The 19,580-nt window shown below is 42.4% G+C and carries 14 protein-coding genes and 1 tRNA gene; 10 read left to right on the forward strand and 5 right to left on the reverse strand.

Annotated elements, in window-relative coordinates:
• Positions 1–118: 118 nt before the first annotated feature.
• From ltrA to GWR21_RS27905, 6 genes are all read left to right on the forward strand, one after another.
• The gene (gene ltrA / locus GWR21_RS27880; RefSeq protein ID WP_162331612.1) at positions 119–1,348 is read left to right on the forward strand and encodes a group II intron reverse transcriptase/maturase; all 1,230 of its coding nucleotides are present in this window, start codon (positions 119–121) and stop codon (positions 1,346–1,348) included.
• 101 nt (positions 1,349–1,449) lie between these two features.
• Positions 1,450–2,217 (forward strand): IS66 family transposase, encoded by a 768-nt coding sequence (gene tnpC / locus GWR21_RS27885; RefSeq protein WP_162334979.1) that lies wholly within the window; start codon positions 1,450–1,452, stop codon positions 2,215–2,217.
• A gap of 748 nt (positions 2,218–2,965) precedes the next feature.
• Entirely contained in the window at positions 2,966–3,211 is a 246-nt protein-coding gene (locus tag GWR21_RS27890; protein ID WP_162334980.1) for a hypothetical protein, read from the forward strand.
• Positions 3,195–3,878, forward strand: a complete 684-nt coding sequence (locus GWR21_RS27895) for a hypothetical protein (protein WP_162334981.1) — start codon at positions 3,195–3,197, stop codon at positions 3,876–3,878. The genes GWR21_RS27890 and GWR21_RS27895 overlap by 17 nt, the downstream gene beginning before the upstream one ends.
• A 1,397-nt stretch (positions 3,879–5,275) precedes the next feature.
• Positions 5,276–6,316 carry a BT4734/BF3469 family protein gene (locus GWR21_RS27900; RefSeq protein WP_162334982.1) on the forward strand — a complete coding sequence of 347 codons (1,041 nt, stop codon included), beginning with the start codon at positions 5,276–5,278 and terminating at the stop codon, positions 6,314–6,316.
• 151 nt (positions 6,317–6,467) lie between these two features.
• Positions 6,468–8,315, forward strand: coding sequence for a reverse transcriptase/maturase family protein (locus GWR21_RS27905; protein ID WP_162334983.1), 1,848 nt, complete (start codon positions 6,468–6,470; stop codon positions 8,313–8,315).
• Between the two features lie 116 nt (positions 8,316–8,431).
• Here the strand turns inward: GWR21_RS27905 and GWR21_RS27910 are convergent.
• The 3 genes from GWR21_RS27910 to treZ all read right to left on the reverse strand — a co-directional run bounded on the left by GWR21_RS27910 (position 8,432) and on the right by treZ (position 13,077).
• Positions 8,432–8,515 (reverse strand) — tRNA-Leu (locus GWR21_RS27910).
• A gap of 64 nt (positions 8,516–8,579) precedes the next feature.
• A complete protein-coding gene (gene treY, locus GWR21_RS27915; RefSeq protein ID WP_162334984.1) occupies positions 8,580–11,204 on the reverse strand; it encodes a malto-oligosyltrehalose synthase in 2,625 nt (874 codons plus the stop codon).
• Entirely contained in the window at positions 11,191–13,077 is a 1,887-nt protein-coding gene (gene treZ / locus GWR21_RS27920; protein WP_238430051.1) for a malto-oligosyltrehalose trehalohydrolase, read from the reverse strand. The genes treY and treZ overlap by 14 nt, the downstream gene beginning before the upstream one ends.
• 157 nt (positions 13,078–13,234) lie before the next feature.
• On the opposite strand from treZ, the gene GWR21_RS27925 reads away from it, so the two are divergent.
• Both GWR21_RS27925 and glgX read left to right on the forward strand, forming a co-directional pair.
• Positions 13,235–15,052 (forward strand): glycoside hydrolase family 13 protein, encoded by a 1,818-nt coding sequence (locus GWR21_RS27925; protein ID WP_162334986.1) that lies wholly within the window; start codon positions 13,235–13,237, stop codon positions 15,050–15,052.
• Between the two features lie 79 nt (positions 15,053–15,131).
• Complete coding sequence (gene glgX / locus GWR21_RS27930; RefSeq protein ID WP_162334987.1) at positions 15,132–17,267, forward strand: glycogen debranching protein GlgX; 2,136 nt, start codon at positions 15,132–15,134, stop codon at positions 17,265–17,267.
• On the opposite strand, the gene GWR21_RS27935 is transcribed toward glgX, so the two are convergent.
• Positions 17,268–17,774 carry a GNAT family N-acetyltransferase gene (locus tag GWR21_RS27935; protein WP_162334988.1) on the reverse strand — a complete coding sequence of 169 codons (507 nt, stop codon included), beginning with the start codon at positions 17,772–17,774 and terminating at the stop codon, positions 17,268–17,270.
• Between the two features lie 62 nt (positions 17,775–17,836).
• On the opposite strand from GWR21_RS27935, the gene GWR21_RS27940 reads away from it, so the two are divergent.
• Both GWR21_RS27940 and GWR21_RS27945 read left to right on the forward strand, forming a co-directional pair.
• Positions 17,837–18,343, forward strand: coding sequence for a YdeI/OmpD-associated family protein (locus tag GWR21_RS27940; protein WP_162334989.1), 507 nt, complete (start codon positions 17,837–17,839; stop codon positions 18,341–18,343).
• 28 nt (positions 18,344–18,371) lie between these two features.
• Complete coding sequence (locus GWR21_RS27945) at positions 18,372–19,205, forward strand: CvfB family protein (RefSeq protein ID WP_162334990.1); 834 nt, start codon at positions 18,372–18,374, stop codon at positions 19,203–19,205.
• Positions 19,206–19,262: 57 nt separating this feature from the next.
• Here GWR21_RS27945 and GWR21_RS27950 read toward each other — a convergent pair whose 3' ends face one another.
• Positions 19,263–19,442 carry a hypothetical protein gene (locus GWR21_RS27950; protein WP_162334991.1) on the reverse strand — a complete coding sequence of 60 codons (180 nt, stop codon included), beginning with the start codon at positions 19,440–19,442 and terminating at the stop codon, positions 19,263–19,265.
• Between the last annotated feature and the right edge of the window lie 138 nt (positions 19,443–19,580).

Consider the following 19,580-nt stretch of genomic DNA (forward strand, 5'->3'; position numbering starts at 1 on the left):
AATACCAATATCCTGTACAGAGGCGGACTAAGTCGTAGTACTATTGAAGCTGCTGTAATGGCTGTGGAGGGAAGGGCTTAGCCAGATTAGTTTTATAAAACCAACAACAGTAAAATGGATGATTGATTATTATGAAACAAAGCAACATCCGGTGACCAAGAAAATGGTACTGGATGCTTACAAGAAAGTAAAGGAAAATAATGCAAGTGGTGGAATCGACGGAGAAAGTATAGAAGATTTTTCGATTGATGCGTCAAAGAATCTATACCGGATTTGGAACAGAATGACATCTGGATGTTATTACCCGCCAGTTGTGAAAAGCGTTGAAATTCCAAAGAAATCTGGCGGTGTGCGTATTCTTGGCATACCTACAATATCAGATCGCATAGCTCAACAGGTTGTGAAAAATTATCTTGAACCTATCGTGGAAGGCAGCTTCCATGAGGATAGTTATGGATATCGTCCCGGTAAGAATGCACATCAGGCCTTGGAGAAAGCCACTGCACGGTGTGGTTATTATAGTTGGGTGGTTGATATTGATATTCGAGCGTTTTTTGATAGTATAGATCACGAACTGTTGTTGAAGGCAATCGAGTGGTATACAAAAGAGAAATGGATTCTAATGTATATTAAGCGATGGCTTAAGGCTGGAATTATGTGTAACGGAGAAGTTAGACGTGGGGAAAAGGGCACTCCTCAGGGAGGAGTAATAAGCCCGCTACTAGCTAACATCTTCCTTCACTTTGTATTTGATAAATGGATGGAAAAGAATCACTCAAACATGCCTTTTGAACGGTATTGTGACGATGCAATTATACACTGTACGACAGAAAAACAGGCAAATTTCATCAAAGGTGCAATTACCAGGAGGATGATAGATTGTCGGTTGATGCTGAATGAGGAAAAGACGCGTATAGTTTACTGCAAAAATCATATACATACTGAAGCACATCGAAGTGTAAGATTTGACTTTCTGGGTTATACTTTTCGACCATTAGGCAGACCAACTAAGAATGGCTGGAAACTTATGTATTTTCCGTGTATGAGTGACTCGTCTAAAAAAGCAGTTAGGCAAAAAGTGAGAGAGGTAGTAAGAAGACGTTTCCAAGGCACGATTTTGAACATCGCAAGGATACTAAACCCTAAAATCAGGGGATGGTATCAGTATTATTGTGTATACTCAAAGTGGACAACACATGGATTGTGGTACTGGCTAAATCTAAAATTGGTAAGATGGATAATGGAAAATAGAAAGCTTGGAAAGGGACGGGCGCATAGATGGCTTGTAAGAGTCTACGAAACCAATCCCCGATTATTTGAACACTGGTCATTTATTCGCCCATATTAATTGTATTGCTAATCTGGAAGCGCCGTGTGATGGGAGACTATCACGCACGGTGCTGTGAGAGGCTTGGGCTGAAATGCCCTTGCCTACTCGACTCGGTACCAGTGCTCGACAAGGATAAGAAAGGGAGCACTCATCGGGGGTATTATTGGCTCTATCAGGATAGTATTAACAAGCTGCTTGTCTTTGATTATCAACCCGGGCGTGGCCGGGAAGGACCCGCAGAAATGCTGAAAGATTTTTATGGTACGCTGCAAACAGACGCTTACTCCGCATATAATAGCATTGTTGATACCAATAATATAACATTGATCCACTGTCTTGCTCATGCAAGAAGGTACTTTTCTGACGCTATTTATAGCGACCGGGAAAGAGCAGAATATGTATTGGAACAGTTACAGCTCGTCTATCAGATTGAACGCGATAGCCGGGCGTTAAATCACGACAATGAAAAACGAGCAGCTTCAAGACAGAAGCACTCCTTACCTATACTGAAGGAATTAGGAAGCTGGATGGAAGACCAATACAAGCAGGTACTTCCACAAAGCCCGATAGGAAAAGCCCTTGCCTATAGTATAAAACGCTGGGATAAACTCTGTGCCTTCGTGTATGATGGAAAGCTACATCCAGATAATAACGCGGCTGAGAGATCTATAAGAGCGACTGTTATAGGCCGAAAGAATTACCTCTTTGCCGGGAGCCATGAATCAGCAAAGCGAATTGCAATGCTCTACAGCCTGATCGGAACCTGTAAACTACATAACATTAATCCCAGCCTTTGGCTAAAGGACGTTTTAATGGTCATTAACGACCATCCCATCAACAGAATCAAAGAGCTCCTACCTCATATCTGGATCACGAAGCAAAAGTAACGCTCTCCAAAATCATTACATAGGTGCTGTCTACCGGATACTTACCTTTTCTTAGTCTCATATTTATTGTTCCAAGGTTCCAATAATTTTATGCCTCCATGGCTTAATAATATTCGTATCTGCATATTCCTCGTCTGGAGAACTTTTTAATAATGACTTATCGATGTCAATTATCTTTTCATTTATCCATTAAACCGAAATGATTTAAGTCAGATGGAATGACGTTGTTAAACTCACCGGAATTTTTTAACACATTGGTATCACGAGGCGGATCCAATAAATCATACCCAAAAAAATCCATGATCCGTAATCTTAATTGGCTTGCAGTAAGCATTAGGATTGATGCTTACTGCAAGCCAAGTTAAAAATTCACTAAGTTGAATATTATTGAGGATAAAATCCAATGAGGTGAAGAAAACGTTTCATAGCAGCCATTCAATACGGTATAATTCCAAAGATCTTTGGAATTACGATTACTTTCTACTACACTTCATTTAACCTCTGAGCAACAGATGCCAATTCCGTAAACTGTGGTAGTCTGGCTGGCTAATTAACATATGTAATCCAAGCGTCCGCATCTTGTCTGCAATCATAAAATACAAACTACTTGGTATTTTCTATTGATAGTATCCTTTATATTTTGCGTAGAAGGCCCGATAAGTGATGAACATGAAATCAGTGAGTATCTGTTGTAGTATAACAGGACACTTAAATTTTAAATATAATATAATAATCAACTTATTAATTTATGGAAAAAAATACTTGGATTGATGTTGAAAGGGAATACGAATATCGAAATGAAGAATGGATCGAAGTAAAAAGAAAATCCATTAGAAATCAAGGTTTATCAACTAAGGTGAAAGATATATGGGAGTTAATATTCAAGTTTTTTGCCGCGATTGCAATATTTACTCCATTTATCATTATTACTGTCCAAAATAGGAGTGAAATTAAGCTGCAAAAAAAAAAATGCGTTGATGGAATTATCGTCTGATATTATATCTACATTAGAATTGTTCAAAAGAACAGCAACATACGATTCCCTTGTAAATTCGGCTAACAATACTACATTGTCTGTAATTTATCCGTCTAAAATCGCTGTATATGGTACCAAAGAAATTTACGATGCTTACATTTTAGCTAAGTCAAGCTTAGGAGTTGTACTTTATTTGCGAAAATTAATGGTTGAAAGCGAAGATATTTTATCACAGATAAGATATTTGAATAATTTTGCAGATTACGTGAGACATGAGATAGATACCGTTTATTTGATCTCAAATTCAAAAATATTAAAAGACTCCACGTATTTGAAGAAGCTAATATATAAACTTGACGAGAATCTTTCTTTTGCATTAGGCACCTGTAACAATATTAGGAGGCATGCGTCAAATGATTCAAGTAAATTTAGTTATCGTCTGATGTCTCGAATATCGGATGGAGAAAAAATATTTCAGAGAATAGAGATATCAAGTGATAATTTGTGGGATAGTATGTTTATTGAATCCCAATTACGTGGGAAGAAACTGATATCAATTAATATGCGGACGACTGAACTTAATAGTTGGATGTCGTCTTTGTCGAAATTCGAACTTTTATCCGAAGAGGCTTATAAAGTTAAAATTGGTCTTTTGCAGGAAACAATCCTTAAGGAGTTAAAATAGAGATCATAACCAAGATGAGACAACATCATTGATAACACGTATTGTCGAGTGACGAAAGCGCGTTTAATCCTATTTTAAATTGAAGAAGTTGTGATTTAATCTGACATTCATTTATCAACTGTGCAAATTTGTGAACTTGATTTGTTATCACGGCTTATCGAACCTGTTTTGAATTGAGTATGAATTATTTGTGGAACTGAGTAAGATAGGTAAAAATGCGAAATCCGCTATCAGAGCGGATTTCGCATTTTTTGTGCCCAGTAGTGGATTATTCTCGAACCAATTGGTTCTGATTATTAGTAAGTTATGAGTAGTTGGGTTACCGTACCCATAGTTGTAATCTCATTCTTGTTGATAATATATTTGAATTTTTATATGGATATTATTCTCCGTTTGCCGTTCGACATCCTCAATAAGCAGTAAGTCTCTTATTAGATATTTGGGAATAGATCTAGGCATCTATGGGATTAGCAATTATGTATAGAGCATACAACTCACTATTTGTTTTGTTCTTTGCGGATCAGTATGTCAATCGTTTATAGGCATTTGCTATTTACAATGTTATTTTTTTTGCCTTACTGCAACCTATAGTATCAACTAATGGAGTTTCGATGGCTCCTATATTAAAATAGTCATTAATGTCAATTTTTAAAGAATGGTGCCAGATACAGAAAGAGGAGAGGGGAAATCATGGCAGCCTGCTTAAATCCGTTTTCTGCAATATCATCAGCTATACGAGCTAAATCGTCATAATGAGATCGAACGGTCTCTATAAACCGAGCCTCTACTTTCTCTCTGCTCCCTGGAAGCTTTGAGAAACTGTAAAGGGGGCTATCGATATTCTAGATGCAACCGCAGATTTTAATAATACTGAGGAAATGAGAGCGTGGTTGAAAACGATATAGTAGAAAAGCTGAGTCTCAAAGTGGACTGGCCTACAGTTGGAACCGCACGGATTTGGAGGGCGCTTAAACAAGAAATGTTTACAGAAAAGGTAGCTGTATGGGAAAGGAAATAATTAAGGAGGAAAAATTAATGACCAACGATAAAAATTCTATTAAGGAAGGGTAATATCGTATAGAGATAACAAAGGATGAAAGCACATTGCTACTGTCACATAATTTTAAGCAGGTGGTAAAATTAGAGGGAGATTTACTTAACGGTAAAAATGATTAATTAATATGGGAATTGAGAAAACTGGAAAGCCACTTATTTTCACCAGATATGGACCGAAATATTAGGCTGTTTACTTTCGCTTAATTGTGAATGGTTTTATTATTAATTAGTTTATGAGCCTCTAATCCCGAAATAAAGGAAGTAATCTTTGTAAAATTCGAATGCAGGTTTATTTATTTGTCGATAACCTCACAACATTGTAACAATACATGGAGAACGTTATGAATTTACAACGTATTTTAGAACGAAAGGTGTCATTTCAATCTAAAATATGGGGTCCAATAGATAGAGAACTTTCAATTTCTGAAATCCTTACAGATATAAAAAGCGACAAATATCGTGACCAAGTCGAGAAATTAAGGATTCATTTGGAAGGTGGAGACATAGATGGATATAATATTCATAAAAAAACGTTACCATCTGTTACATTTTGTGCAACATTTCAAGATAAAAGGAAAAGGGAATTCTTAAAGGAGTACAATAATATCATTGTAATTGACATAGATAAGTTAAATGAGGAAGAGTTTTTAAGAGCAAAAAATGTCTTGTATTCGGATAAGTATGTATTTACATATTGGGAATCACCCTCTCAGAAAGGATTAAAGGGGCTAATCGCACTCTCTTATACTTTCAATATTGAAAATAGTAAAGTAGATGAAATTCATAGAAGCTCTTTTCAAAAGATTTCAACTTATTTTTTTGATACTTATCAAATACAACTAGATGAAAGTGGCAGTGATACCACAAGGTTATGCTTTTTATCTTTTGATCCTAATATTTGTTTAAAGAATTCAATACAGGCATTTGAGATTAATGAAAATGAAATGCTTATTAATAGACGGAAATTAACAACACAAAAGAGCGAAAGAGCTGTCCTCAAAACTAATAAGGACGTATTATTTAATCCCCTGAATAAAAATAGCCAAACAAACAGAAGAATAATTCAATCAATAATACGCTATTTAAGGAATAGAAATTTAAGTATTACTGCTTCATATGAGGAGTGGTATAGAGTTGCTTTTTCCATTGCAGATTCTTTTACATATGATATAGGTAGAAAATACTACTTGTCGCTTTGTAAGCTTGATGGTCACAGATTTGACGAAATAGGCAGTGTAAACATGCTTGAATACTGCTATAAAAACTTGTCCGGCCAAATACATTTTAGCACAATTTTACATTTCGCGGCGCTAAAGGGCTATAAAGATCAATCCAAGAAGAATGGGGTTCCGAAGACGGCTGCTAGCAATAGCACGTCGTAAGTTTCAGCCTTGTTAACGGTCATTCGCACAGAGAATGGTAAGCTTTACATTCTTGACTATAGGCTTTAAAGAAAGTGTGACGACTTTTTGTCAGTATTATGGTATGACGAGTAATCTATTACTCTGTTTCACAGGAACCCCATCTTTTCTAATGCAGCAATTTGAAGAATTATTTAAAGATTACGACATCATTAGTTATATATGCCGTGTAAGGGCAAAACTTGCTAAGCAGCGTAACAAGAAGCATACACTTCACATTCTTACCAGCAATGAAAATTATAACTATCACACCCAGCAAGCGAATCTGCAATCAAAATATGAAAAGGATTTATTGAACCTTTTAAATTCCATATTGCCTCCCAGGAGAAAATGGAAGAAGCTAGGGGAGAAATCTCGGCTCAAGATGAAAAAGAATGGACCAAGACAGAAGCTGAGTACCGTCGACAAGAATTTGTATTCGCTCATTAAAACAGTGAAATACTATCGTTTGAAGGAGCCTAAAGAGACTTTCATAGTTAAGTTAGATGAATTTGTAAAGGATATACAACAAGCTATCCGCACCGGAAATTATTCGGTTAGTAAGCCTACGATTTATCCGAAGGCCAAAGATAAAAAGAGACTTCATGAATTGAAAGGTGATGAAAGAAATACTTGTCGTCCATTGTCATTATTTCATCTGAAAGATAGGCTAATATTGAGTTTTGCAAATAACTACCTTACTCGTTTATTCGATAAATATTTTGATGAATGCTCTTTGGCATTTAGGGCGATACCTCATCAGGTAGTTAATCATCACACCGCAATTAGGAAGATAATTGAATACAAAAAACAACATACCGACACGCCTCTTTGGGTCGCAGAGTGTGATATGAAAAAATTTTATGATTCGGTGAATCACAAATTAATATTAGAGCAGTTTGATAAACTATTAGAAATAGCTCAGCGGGAAAAAATGCATTTAAAATTTGACATTTGCAGGAAAATATTTGTCTCCTATTTGGATTGCTATAGCTTTAATCACGATGTATTTCCTAGAAATGACGATTTGGATTATTGGAAAGAATTCAATATCCCTCAAGGCGAATATGGTTGGATTGAAAATGAAATAAAGCAGCTTGGATTTTATGACGATGTAATAGAAGAAAGAATCGGTATCCCGCAAGGCGGTGCACTTTCCGGTCTTATTGCAAATATAGTATTAAATATTGCCGACAATATAATGGTTAATAATTTTAAGGACTTGTTTTACATAAGGTTCTGCGACGATATGATAATTATGCATCCTGATAGGGATGTATGCGAAAGGGGTATGCAGTTATACAAGCAAACATTAGAAGAAGTAAAGCTGGCACCGCATGAGGTGTCTTCATGTTTGATTGGAGAACCTAAAAAGGGAAAAAAATATATGGCTGGCAAGTCATTAAAGCCTTTTTGGAAAGGAAAATCGAAAGGGCCATACAAATGGGATAGCGTTGAAAATGAAGGTTTCCCCTGGATAGGATTTGTTGGTTACGAAATGCATTACGATGGTGCAATTAGAGTACGTAAAAATTCGTTAGAGAAAGAACTGAAAAAGCAAAAAGAGATATTTCAGAAAACGATGGGTGCTATTGGAAATGGTCAAAGAGTTAGCCGTGGAACTATTGCAGAATCTGTCATTAGGAGGTTAATTGGGATGTCCGTAGGCAGAGTAGAACTTTGGAATTATGCAACTATAGTTCACGAAATGTGTTGGAAAAATGGATTTCAGGAATTGACTGCTAACAGTCATTCGATTAAACAGATTAAAAGATTAGATAGAGGTCGTAGCAAAGTATATTATGATTTGATTAAGGAATGCGGTAATCCTATTTTACAAAGACAGGGTAAAAGGAATATTAGTTTTGAAAAAAGGCAGATTATCTTATACAACAAACCATTTAGCTACTATTATCATGTAATCGAAAGAGCCAGTACACATGTCGATACGAAGCCAAAAGATGATTCGGACGATAAATAGAATAGGGAGGTAGAAGGTCCCCAAGTTTTCAACTTGATCCATAGCGAGGCCTAGAGCGGACCTAAAAGCCGATAAAAAGCAAAAGGTCGGAGACTTCTCCGACCTTTCCGCTTTTGTGCCCAGAACTGGATTCGAACCAGCACACCCTTGCGAGCGCTGCGACCTGAACACAGTGCGTCTACCAATTTCGCCATCTGGGCATCTTTGATTTCCGTGTCAGGGAGTGCAAATGTATAATCTTTTTTTAAACCAACAAATTTTTTTTCAAATCCCACTTTTCAACAGCCCCAGCGGGAACATTTTAAACACATCATTGACCAGCAATTGCCCGCCACTATTCACCGTCTCCCCGGTGAAGATATTCTTCCACGTCCCCGGAGCACCCGCAGGTAACAATACCGCCCCATCTGCAGGAACATCTCCTGGAAGAGGTATTACTACAACAATCCATTCCTGGCGATGCACTCTTGCATAGGCAATGATCCTGTCATTATTGGTTTGCAGGGGCAGGTAATCACCATCAAGGAAGATATCCGGGTGGGACCGGCGGAAGGTTAATGCCTTCCAGGTGACGAACATTTTCTCTAACCCGGTGGAACGATTGGAAGCGAGATAGGCAAAAAAGCCAGGCTCTTTTTCTTTAGCGATGATGGTATCGAGACACTGTTTCCGGAGAGGGTAGTCTACCGGACGACGGTTATCAGGATCAACATAGCTATAATCCCAGAGCTCACATCCCTGGTAGATGTCAGGAATGCCCGGGGCAGTGATTTTTATCAGCGCCTGGGAGAGTGAGGCGGAGAATGCATGTTGATTGATGGTGCCAACCAGCTCATGGGTGGCAGACAGGAAACTATCGTCTGTCAGCAGGCGCTGGATGAGTGCTGTTGCATTGTTTTCATAAGCCTCATCTGGTGCGGCCCATGTAGTATTTACTTTCGCTTCCCGCAGGGCTTTGATGATATACTGTTGTAAACGTTCGGTGAATGCAGCAGTCACCTGGCCATCCGGAGGAAATCCCGCGATAATGGACTGATAAATGAAATACACGTCATTGGCAGTGAGACTGCTTGAATAGGTTTCCCTCCATGCCGCAACCTGCTTCTTCCATACCCCCGGTAGGAGAGACAGCATATTCAGGCGTATACGACCATCTTCTCCGCGTTTCGTATCATGAGTGGCTGTTGTATTCAGTGAGGCCGGTGTATGCTGCTGACGGGCCGCTAAACGCTGATGGAAGGTATTGACAGAAAAGTCGCCTATCGACGGACTATCACCTACCTCATTATGAGAAAGCAATGCATTGTACACATAGAAGGTCGTATCCTCTACGCCTTTCGCTGTTACAGGACCGGTAAACTGCATCAGGCGTTGCAGGAATAACAGCCTGTTCTGTGCCCGTTCCTGATCCGGGATCTCTTCCCACAGTGCTTCCAGTAGGCCGATAGCCGCTTCCGCCTGCCGGTTCACGGCACGTATCCGGGTGAAGGTAGTATGGATGATCTCCTGCGCATAGTCGTCAGGCGGGAATTGGGACGGGTAGAGGCGGTATATCGGCAGGCAAACAACAAACAGCCCGATAGCTTCTTTTAAAAGCTCCCGGTCCGTGCGCGCATCGGCCAGTTTTAGCGTGTAACAGTAACGTACCAGGTTCTCCCATTCACCCCCCATGTATCGTTCCAATATCAGCCTTTTCTTCTCATCGACGATATCCTGATAGGCCGGGCTCTCAGGTACCAGTTCCTGATACCAGGCTGCCAGCTGGTTTTCCCCCTCCTTATTGGTCAGCAGGTGATTCGTAAAAGAAAGGAACTCATAACCACTGGTGCCCTGTAATGCCCAGTCGGAAGGGATACTTTCCTCACTCTCCAGTATCTTTTCCGCAATGAGATAACAATTGCTGCCAAACAATATCCTTAGCCGCTGTATATAGGTCGCCGGATCACGTAGTCCGTCTATATGATCAATACGCAATCCCTGTATCAGTCCCTCACGGTACAAACCATGCAGGAAGGTATGGTATTCATCAAACACAGCGGGCGACTCCATCCGCAGTGTAATAAGTTCATTAACGGTAAAGAAACGGCGGTAGTTGATCTGCGTGTCAGCTTCCTGCCAGCTGCACAGATAATAATACTGTTGCTGCATCAGCTGTAATAATAATGCCTTGTCTTCACTGATCTTCGCCGCTACGCCTTCCAGGACGGGCCGATTCGCAGCTGCATACAGTTCCTTTTTCACCTGGTCCCATTCTTTCAGCGCGATCCCTTTGGTACCTTGCTGATATAGATCATTAAACAACCTGCTTACCGGCAACGCATCACTGTCAATCAACATCGTTTGCAATACATCGTACGCGGCGATCGATAATGGAAACAGCTGCTCAAAATAACTGATGGCAAGTCCTTTCTCTGTATACACCAGTTTAATTTCGCCATCAGCAATACATGCTTCCAGTGATTTTCCCAGGAAAGGTGTCATCAGCCGGCCAGCCAGTTCAGGGGATGGATGCTGCCAGTCTATATCAAAATATTCGTAGTAGGGAGATAACGGTCCCCGCTCCATGACGTCATATAAGCGGTGATTGCTCATGTGAAATGCCATATGATTCGGTACGATGTCCTGCAACCAGGTCATGCCTTTTTCCTGCAACAGTTTTCTGATCTCCCGTAACTGCTCCAGTGTGCCAATAGCAGGATTGATCTGATGCGGTTCTGTTACATCATAACCATGCATACTTCCGGGCGATGCCGTGAAAATGGGCGCAGCATAGATCGTTGAAATGCCCAATTGATGCAGGTAGTCCAGTATCTCTTTCAGGTCATTAAAAGTAAAGCCCGCATGCAGCTGCAAACGGTAAGTAGCGGACGGTGGATTAAACGATTTCATATACGATAGCTGAGAATGGTTGTAAAGAGATAGCAGAAGAGGTAGTAGCTTCGTCTGGTGCCAGTGTGCCCGGACCATGCCAGATGGCTGCCGAAGAGTCAAACTTCTTCTGTAATGTGCCTGGTCCCGTGTATTGATAGGGTACTACATGATCACTGAAGTTGAATAAGATAAGCAGCCTGTCATCACCACCGGAACGCTCAACAAGTAATAGTTGCTCTTCCGCCTGCGGGATCAGCACTTTCACACTGTCTCTGGTGGTATTTCGCATGGCTTGCCTTGTTCTGCGAAAGGCGATCAGAAAACGATAGAGTTCTATCAATGCAGCACCTGTCTCCGTCTGTGTCTCCCAGCTTAGTGTAGAATTATCAAAAGTCGTTATCTCCTGTGGCTCGGGTACTTCTCCTTCCCAGGCAAAAGATGCAAACTCTTCTCTGCGTCCATTGGTAACCGCTGCAATCAGGTCTTTATCACTATGGCTGGTGAAAAACTGGAAAGGCTTTGTCTCTCCATATTCCTCTCCCATAAATAGTAAAGGTATATGTGGTGATAATAGCACAGTTGCTGCTGCCAGCTTTTGTGCCTCGAAGGAAACCTGCGTCGTCAGTCTGTCTCCCAGCATCCTGTTGCCGATCTGATCATGGTTCTGTGCAAATACAACAAACTGATGATAGGGGAGATCTCCTGGTGATGCACCAAAATGCCTTTTACGCACATCAGAGTAGGCGCCGGTGAAAACGTAAGAGTCCTGAAAGGATTTGGCCAGCGGTGTTAGTCCGCCGAAATCTGCATAGTAACCATTCACTTCTCCTGTCAGCAGACTATGCAGCGCGTGATGAAATTCATCTACCCACTGACCATGCATCCCATAGCCTCCTTTTTCCCGCGGCATAATATATCTTGGACTATTCAGATCAATCTCAGCTATCAGGAATTTCTTACGGCCCGACGTTGCCTGCAATGCGTCCACCAGCTCAGACAGTTCTGCTGTAAAATGATTGGCGCCGCAATCCCAGATCGCATGCACAGCATCCATCCTTAATCCGTCGATATGGAATTCGTCCAGCCACATGAGTGCATTTTGGATAAAGTATGCACGCACAGCATCACACCAGGCATCGTCAAAATTTAATGCCGGGCCCCAGGGTGTTTTATACTTATCCGTAAACCACGGACCATATTGAGAGAAATAATTACCTTCTGGTCCCAGGTGATTGTATATCACATCCAGGATCACAGCAATGCCATGTTGATGTGCGGCGTTGACCAGTGCCTTTAATCCATTAACACCTCCATAGGAGTTTTGTACAGCAAACGGATAAACACCGTCATATCCCCAGTTCCTGTCGCCAGGAAATTGTCCTACCGGCAGGATCTCAATCGCCGTAATACCCAGCGAGCGCAGGTGATCCAGCTTGTCAATAACACCCTGGAAATTATGCGTCCCGGAAAAAGTACCGGTATGTAATTCATAGATGATCAGTTCGGACATATCAAGCCCCGTCCAGCTATCGTCCGTCCACTCAAAATTGCTGTCTACCACTGCTGATGGACCATGCACTCCTTCCGGCTGGTACCTGGATGCAGGGTCAGGTAATGTGACCTCCTCGTCTAAGACATATTTGTACTGTGTTCCTGAAGAGAGCCCTTCTACACTTGTGTGCCAGTAACCCTTATCATCTGGCTGCATAGGGTGGATCTGCGGCTGCGGTGCTATGATTGATAATGAGACCTGCTTTCGGAAGGGTGCCCAGACGCTGAATTTACATGTACTATCGGACTGTATAGCAGCCCCTGCAAAAGGATAAATATTTGCCAAAGTATTTTTTAACGTGAGAAGTGAAAATAATATGCCAGTGATGTGTGCCGCCATGCCGCTGTCCCGTTAACGGGTAATGTAGAAATTGTGCGGCACTATTTCTACAGTATGCCCGGGAAAAAGTTCGTTTTACCGGTTGATACCCAGCAGATTGAAGAGTGCAGGGTTTTTGCTTGGAATAATGACATTAACCCGAAATGTATAGCTATCTATGTCAAATCATATAGTCAGGGACAAGAACTGGTGGAAAGAATCGATTATCTATCAGATATATCCATGGAGCTTTAAAGACAGTAACGGAGACGGTATTGGTGACCTGCAGGGAATCATATCCAAACTCGACTATATCAGCAGCCTGGGTATAGACATGGTATGGCTGAATCCAATATATACTTCCCCCAACGATGACAATGGATACGATATCAGCGATTTCTATGATATCATGAAGGAGGTGGGTACAATGGCTGATTTTGACGCATTGCTGAAAGGTCTCCATGACAGAAAGATCCGGTTGATGATGGATATAGTGGTTAACCATACCAGTGATGAGCATCCCTGGTTCCAGGAGGCTAAGCAGTCCAGAGATAACCCTTATTATAATTATTATCACTGGTGGCCTGCCGAAAAAGGTAAGCCTCCTTACCGGTACAGTCATTTCGACGCTACTGGTAGCGCATGGACATATAATAAAGCAACAGACTCCTACTACCTGCATTATTTCTCTGAAAAAATGCCGGACCTCAACTGGGAAAATCCGGAAACACGGAAAGCGATCTATGCGATCATGAATTTCTGGTTTGACAAAGGTGTTGACGGCTTCAGAATGGATGCTATTTGTTACATCTCCAAAGATACCAGCTGGCCCGATGTGGAGCAACTCGTAAAAGAGAAATATCATGATGACTGGGCCGGCTACTACGCACATGGTCCGCATCTCCATGAATATTTGCAGGAGATGCATCGCGAGACGCTGGACAGACCTGATGTCACGACGCTCGCAGAAGCATCAGGTATTACCCGGCAGGAAGCTCCCGATTTTGTAAAGGAAGACCGCAAAGAGCTGCACATGCTTTATCATTTTGAGGGCGTGCAGCTGGGCTTTGCTAAAGAAGGGTATAAAAGACTCGATCCGAAAGGACTGGATCTTCCTGCGCTGAAACAGTTGTATACCGGATGGGACGAGATCTTCGCAAAGGATGGCTGGGGTACAATATATCTCGGTAATCATGATCAGCCACGTATGGTTACCCGCTGGGGAAGTGATGAGGAACAATACCGGGAGATCTCTTCTAAAATGCTGATCACTTTCCTGCTTACCATGCGCGCGACGCCTATTTTCTATTATGGTGATGAACTGGGAATGACCAATATCCGCTTCGAAAAGATAGAGGACTACCGGGATATTGAGACCATCAATATGTATAAATATATCGAGAGTAAAGGTGGTGATCTGGCGCATTTCCTGAGAGATGCCGCTATCACAGGAAGAGATAACGGACGTACGCCGTTCCAATGGGATGAATCGCCTAATGCCGGTTTCACTACCGGCAAGCCCTGGCTCAAGATCAATGAGAATTACAAATTCATCAATGCCGCTCAGCAGGATAAAGATGAACGATCTGTATTGCAGTATTTCCGGCAACTTGTACTGTTACGCAAACATAAGCCGGTATTGATATATGGTCAATACGAACTGCTGGATGCCGATCATCCGCAGGTATACACTTATACCCGCACACTGGATGAAGAGAAACTCCTGATCGTTCTCAACTTTTCAAAAGAAGAAGTGTTGTATAAATTACCTTTCGTGCTTGATGTTGGTACTGAACCACTGGTAAATAATATGCTGTCCTTCAAGATCGAAAACGATACAGTTACGCTTTCTCCTTACCAGGCACTGATCTTTGGACCACTGCCGACTGACCTGCCGCCCTTACAGGACGAGGAACAGGCGTTTGCCGAAACCATTCCGGCGGACAAAATAAAAGAAGAAAACTCAAGCCTCGAATCCAATGAGCTTGCTGTCTGAAGTAATTATTAAATAAACATACTCCATGCTTTCCCTTCCTCATTGAGGGAAGGGAAAGTGGGAGGCCAATCGTCGTATTATGAATAACCACACTGTAGTATATCCTGGAAGCCCATATCCACTCGGAGCCACATGGGATGGCAAAGGTGTTAATTTCGCACTGTATGCAGATAATGCGACCGGCGTAGAACTCTGTCTCTTTAACACAACTGCTGATGAAGTAGAAGCGGCTAAGATCAAGATCAGGGAACGCTCTCACCAGGTATGGCATTGTTATATCCCCGATTTGAAACCAGGACAATTATATGGCTTCCGCGTACATGGTCCTTATGAACCTCAGAACGGACACCGCTTCAACGCAAAAAAATTATTAATAGATCCATACGCCAAAGCAATCGCCGGTACGATCAACTGGAGCGATGCCCTGTTTAGCTATAAAATGGGAGACCCCGAAGAAGACCTGAGTTTCAGCGATGTGGATAGTGTGCCCTTCATTCCGAAATGTGTCGTGATTGATCAGTCATTCGACTGGGAAGGAGACCGCGCTCCCAGGATTGCCTACAATGAAAGCATTATCTACGAGACGCATGTCAAAGGGTTCACCAAACTTCATCCTGAAATTCCCGAAGAGATCAGGGGAACGTATGCTGGTATGGCACACCCGGTGACTATCAACTATCTGAAGGAACTGGGTATCACGGCAGTGGAGCTCATGCCTGTCCACCATTTTGTAGCTGACCGTCACCTGGTAGACAGAGGACTAACCAACTACTGGGGCTATAATACCATCGGCTTCTTTGCACCGGATGCCCGCTATGCTGCCAGTGGTGTGCTGGGTGAACAGGTAAGTGAATTCAAGCATCTGGTGAAAACGCTGCATAAGGCAGGGATCGAGGTGATCCTGGATGTGGTGTATAATCATACTGGTGAAGGCAACCACATGGGGCCTACTTTATCTTTCCGGGGAATAGACAATGCATCTTATTATCGACTCACGGAAGATAAACGCTATTACATGGATTATACCGGTACCGGTAATACCCTGAACGCTTATCTGCCCAATGTACTCCGACTGATGATGGACAGTCTGCGCTACTGGATACAGGACATGCATGTAGACGGCTTCCGCTTCGATCTCGCATCTACACTTGCCCGCGAACTGCATGAAGTCAACACCCTAAGTGCCTTTTTCGATATCATCTATCAGGACCCTGTTATCTCCCAGGTAAAGCTGATCGCGGAGCCCTGGGACATTGGCGAGGGCGGCTATCAGGTAGGTAAATTTCCTCCCGGATGGGCGGAGTGGAACGGAAAGTACCGCGACTGTATCCGGGACTACTGGCGGGGAGCGGATAGCATGTTAGGTGAATTTGCCGAACGATTTACCGGTAGCTCTGATCTCTATAAGAATGACTACCGTAGTCCGACGGCTAGTATCAACTTCGTAACAGCACACGACGGATTTACCTTACATGATCTGGTTTCCTACAACGATAAACATAATGAGGCGAACCTCGATGACAACAGGGACGGAGAAGACCATAACCGCTCCTGGAACTGTGGCGCGGAAGGCCCTACTGATGATGAAGTCGTGCTGGCATTGAGACGTCGCCAGCAACGTAATTTCTTTGCAACCTTATTATTGTCCCAGGGCGTGCCGATGATAGTAGCAGGGGATGAGCAGGGTCGCACCCAACAGGGAAACAATAACTGTTACTGCCAGGATAATGAAATGTCCTGGGTACACTGGGAGCATGTAGATCAGGACCTGATGCAATTCACCCGCCAGCTGATCGCATTGAGGAAGGCACATCCTGCCTTCTGTCGCAGAAGATGGTTCCAGGGCCAACCCATTAAGGGCATAGGACTGGAGGATATCGCCTGGTTCCTTCCCGACGGTTCCGAGATGTCCGATGAACACTGGAGTCATGACTTTGCCAAATCCATGGCGGTATTCTTCAACGGAAAAGGGTTGCACGCCAGTGGCCCGCAAGGTGAGCAGATAGTGGATGACAATTTTTATATCATCTTCAATGCCCATTATGAACCACTGGAATTTTGCCTTCCGGCACAGAAGTATGGACATACCTGGACGAAGATCATTGATACCTGTGATATGCAGGTCCAGACTGGAAGTGAAGAATATAAGGCGGAACAGAAGATCAATGTGGATGCGCGCTCAGTCGTGGTGCTCAGCCATAAGCTGATGCATTAGTTATTGGTTGATAAAATACATGAATTGTGCTGGACTGCCGGGTAATTGTATCATCCTCTCATGATGCAGGCCGATCTTGTTCAACAGCGCAATAGCGTGTACATTCTTTTGGGTGGTGATCGCTGCTACCCGGGGTAATTTCAATGTAGTAAGGGCATACTCCTTTACTGCATTGGCTGCCTCATACGCATACCCTTTGCCGGTATAGTCAGGCAGAAAGGCAAACCCGATATCCACATCATCCAGCCCATCCCGCTTAATTAATCCCGTCATGCCAATAGGTGTTTTATCTTCTTTCAGCGCAATCAGGTATAGTCCGAACCCATACTGGTCATAACTTGCCTGTGGTCCGTTGATGATGTAGTTACGGGCATCATGCAGCCCTCTGATGTTCCTGTCACCAATATAGGTAAGCCAGGTAGGCGAATTGAGCAAACGGTATACAAAAGGTGCGTCGTCAATGGTAAACCGGCGAATGTCCAGTCGGGCTGTTTCACAAATAAGCATAGTACTTTTTCTTAAGTTCTTTAAATTGACAGCTATTAAGTAAGTTAGCAAAAAAAAGCAAGATGGTTAAGTACACCACAACCATATTGAAGTTTGAGAAGCAGGGGAAAAAGACTGGTTGGACATATATCGTTATACCTGAAGATATCGCACAGGAGCTAAAGCCGGGTAATAAAAAGACTTTCCGCGTAAAGGGAAAGCTCGATAAATATGCCATCGAAGCGCTGGCGCTGTTGCCGATGGGAGATGGTTCCTTTATCCTGCCATTGAATGCGGACATCCGCAAAGGGATCGCTAAAAGGGTAGGTGCACAGCTGAATGTACAGCTACAGGAAGATGATAACCCGGATCCCGTGACATCTCCGGAATTTATGGAATGCCTGCAGGATGAGCCGGAAGCCCTGGCGTTCTTCAACACGCTGACCAAAGGTCATCAAAACTATTTCCTCAAATGGATAGAGAGTGCTAAAACTGCACCTACCAAGGCGAAACGTATCGCTCAGTCCATTACCGGACTGGCCCGTAAACACGATTATGGCACGATGATCCGATCAAATAAAGGAAAGTAGTACCTTCGCGGCAAAATAAAGTGATTACATGTATAAAGTAGGTGAATACAACCTTTTACGGGTAAAGAAGGAAAGCGAATACGGCCTGTTCCTTGATGGCGGAGACCAGGAGATCCTGATGCCCAAACGTTTCGTACCTGCCGGCGCCCAAAAGGGAGATGAACTCAGCGTATTCATTTACCACGATTCTGAAAACAGGCTGACCGCTACCAACCAGGAGCCTTATGGCATAGTGGGTGATATTGTGAACCTGAAAGCTACCGGGGTGACAGAACAAGGCGCATTCCTCGACTGGGGACTGATGAAAGACCTGTTTGTTCCTGCGTCTAAACAGATCAGCAAAATGCATCCTGGCCAGGATTACCTCGTAAAGATCTACCTGGATGAACTGACAAACAGGGTAGCCGCTACAGAGAAAATAGACCCTTATCTGAGCAACGAAAACCTGACTGTAAAGGAAATGGATGTTGTTGACATGATCATATACCGTCGTTCGGAAATTGGTTTCATTGTTATCATCAACAATCTGCATACCGGTGTATTGCATTACAGCGAAGTATTCGGTACATTGGATATAGGCGACAAACTCAAAGGATTTGTTAAATCCATTAAAGGGGATAAGATCGACGTTGTCGTTGGTAAACCTGGTTATGAACGTGTGGAAAGTGAAGCTGATAAGATCCTGCGACTGCTGAAAGAAAATGATGGGTATCTGCCTTATCACGATAAATCAGATCCCGAAGAGATCTATGAATTCTTCAGCATGAGTAAAAAGACCTTTAAGATGACAACAGGTGCTTTGTATAAACAGCGAAAGATCGTCTTCACTCAGACCGGTATTAAACTGGTAGAGGAAGAATAAAACAAAACAGCGGGGATGCAATGGCATCCCCGCTGTTTTGTTTTATAGCAAGTTTTATTATTGATTTGCTTTACTTAGTGGAATAACCCCATGTTGTTCGGCATAAATAAGAATATCCTCACTCTCAGATAAGTCAACATAATTAACAAATCCCGAACTTTTCAATTGCACCCACATGTCATGTTGCTTGGGAAAGACATCTTTTGAAGGTTCCTGTGATATAACGAAGTCTTTCATGGGAACCTTTTTTTCTTTGAACACGGGTAACGTATCCGGCGGCGTCTATATGCTGTTGGTAACAAACGGGAAAAAATATTACACGAAAAAGATTGTCATACAGTAACGACCAGCTCCCTGTAAATATGTAAAAAGGCT

The organism is Chitinophaga agri, assembly GCF_010093065.1.
Lineage (GTDB): Bacteria > Bacteroidota > Bacteroidia > Chitinophagales > Chitinophagaceae > Chitinophaga > Chitinophaga agri.

Coding starts and splice junctions, on each gene's coding strand:
- ltrA (WP_162331612.1), top strand. CDS start 119: ATGATTGATTATTATGAAACAAAGCAACATCCGGTGACCAAGAAAATG.
- GWR21_RS27890 (WP_162334980.1), top strand. CDS start 2,966: ATGGAAAAAAATACTTGGATTGATGTTGAAAGGGAATACGAATATCGA.
- GWR21_RS27895 (WP_162334981.1), top strand. CDS start 3,195: ATGGAATTATCGTCTGATATTATATCTACATTAGAATTGTTCAAAAGA.
- GWR21_RS27900 (WP_162334982.1), top strand. CDS start 5,276: ATGAATTTACAACGTATTTTAGAACGAAAGGTGTCATTTCAATCTAAA.
- GWR21_RS27905 (WP_162334983.1), top strand. CDS start 6,468: ATGCAGCAATTTGAAGAATTATTTAAAGATTACGACATCATTAGTTAT.
- treY (WP_162334984.1), bottom strand. CDS start 11,204: ATGAAATCGTTTAATCCACCGTCCGCTACTTACCGTTTGCAGCTGCAT.
- treZ (WP_238430051.1), bottom strand. CDS start 13,077: ATGGCGGCACACATCACTGGCATATTATTTTCACTTCTCACGTTAAAA.
- GWR21_RS27925 (WP_162334986.1), top strand. CDS start 13,235: ATGTCAAATCATATAGTCAGGGACAAGAACTGGTGGAAAGAATCGATT.
- glgX (WP_162334987.1), top strand. CDS start 15,132: ATGAATAACCACACTGTAGTATATCCTGGAAGCCCATATCCACTCGGA.
- GWR21_RS27935 (WP_162334988.1), bottom strand. CDS start 17,774: ATGCTTATTTGTGAAACAGCCCGACTGGACATTCGCCGGTTTACCATT.
- GWR21_RS27940 (WP_162334989.1), top strand. CDS start 17,837: ATGGTTAAGTACACCACAACCATATTGAAGTTTGAGAAGCAGGGGAAA.
- GWR21_RS27945 (WP_162334990.1), top strand. CDS start 18,372: ATGTATAAAGTAGGTGAATACAACCTTTTACGGGTAAAGAAGGAAAGC.
- GWR21_RS27950 (WP_162334991.1), bottom strand. CDS start 19,442: ATGAAAGACTTCGTTATATCACAGGAACCTTCAAAAGATGTCTTTCCC.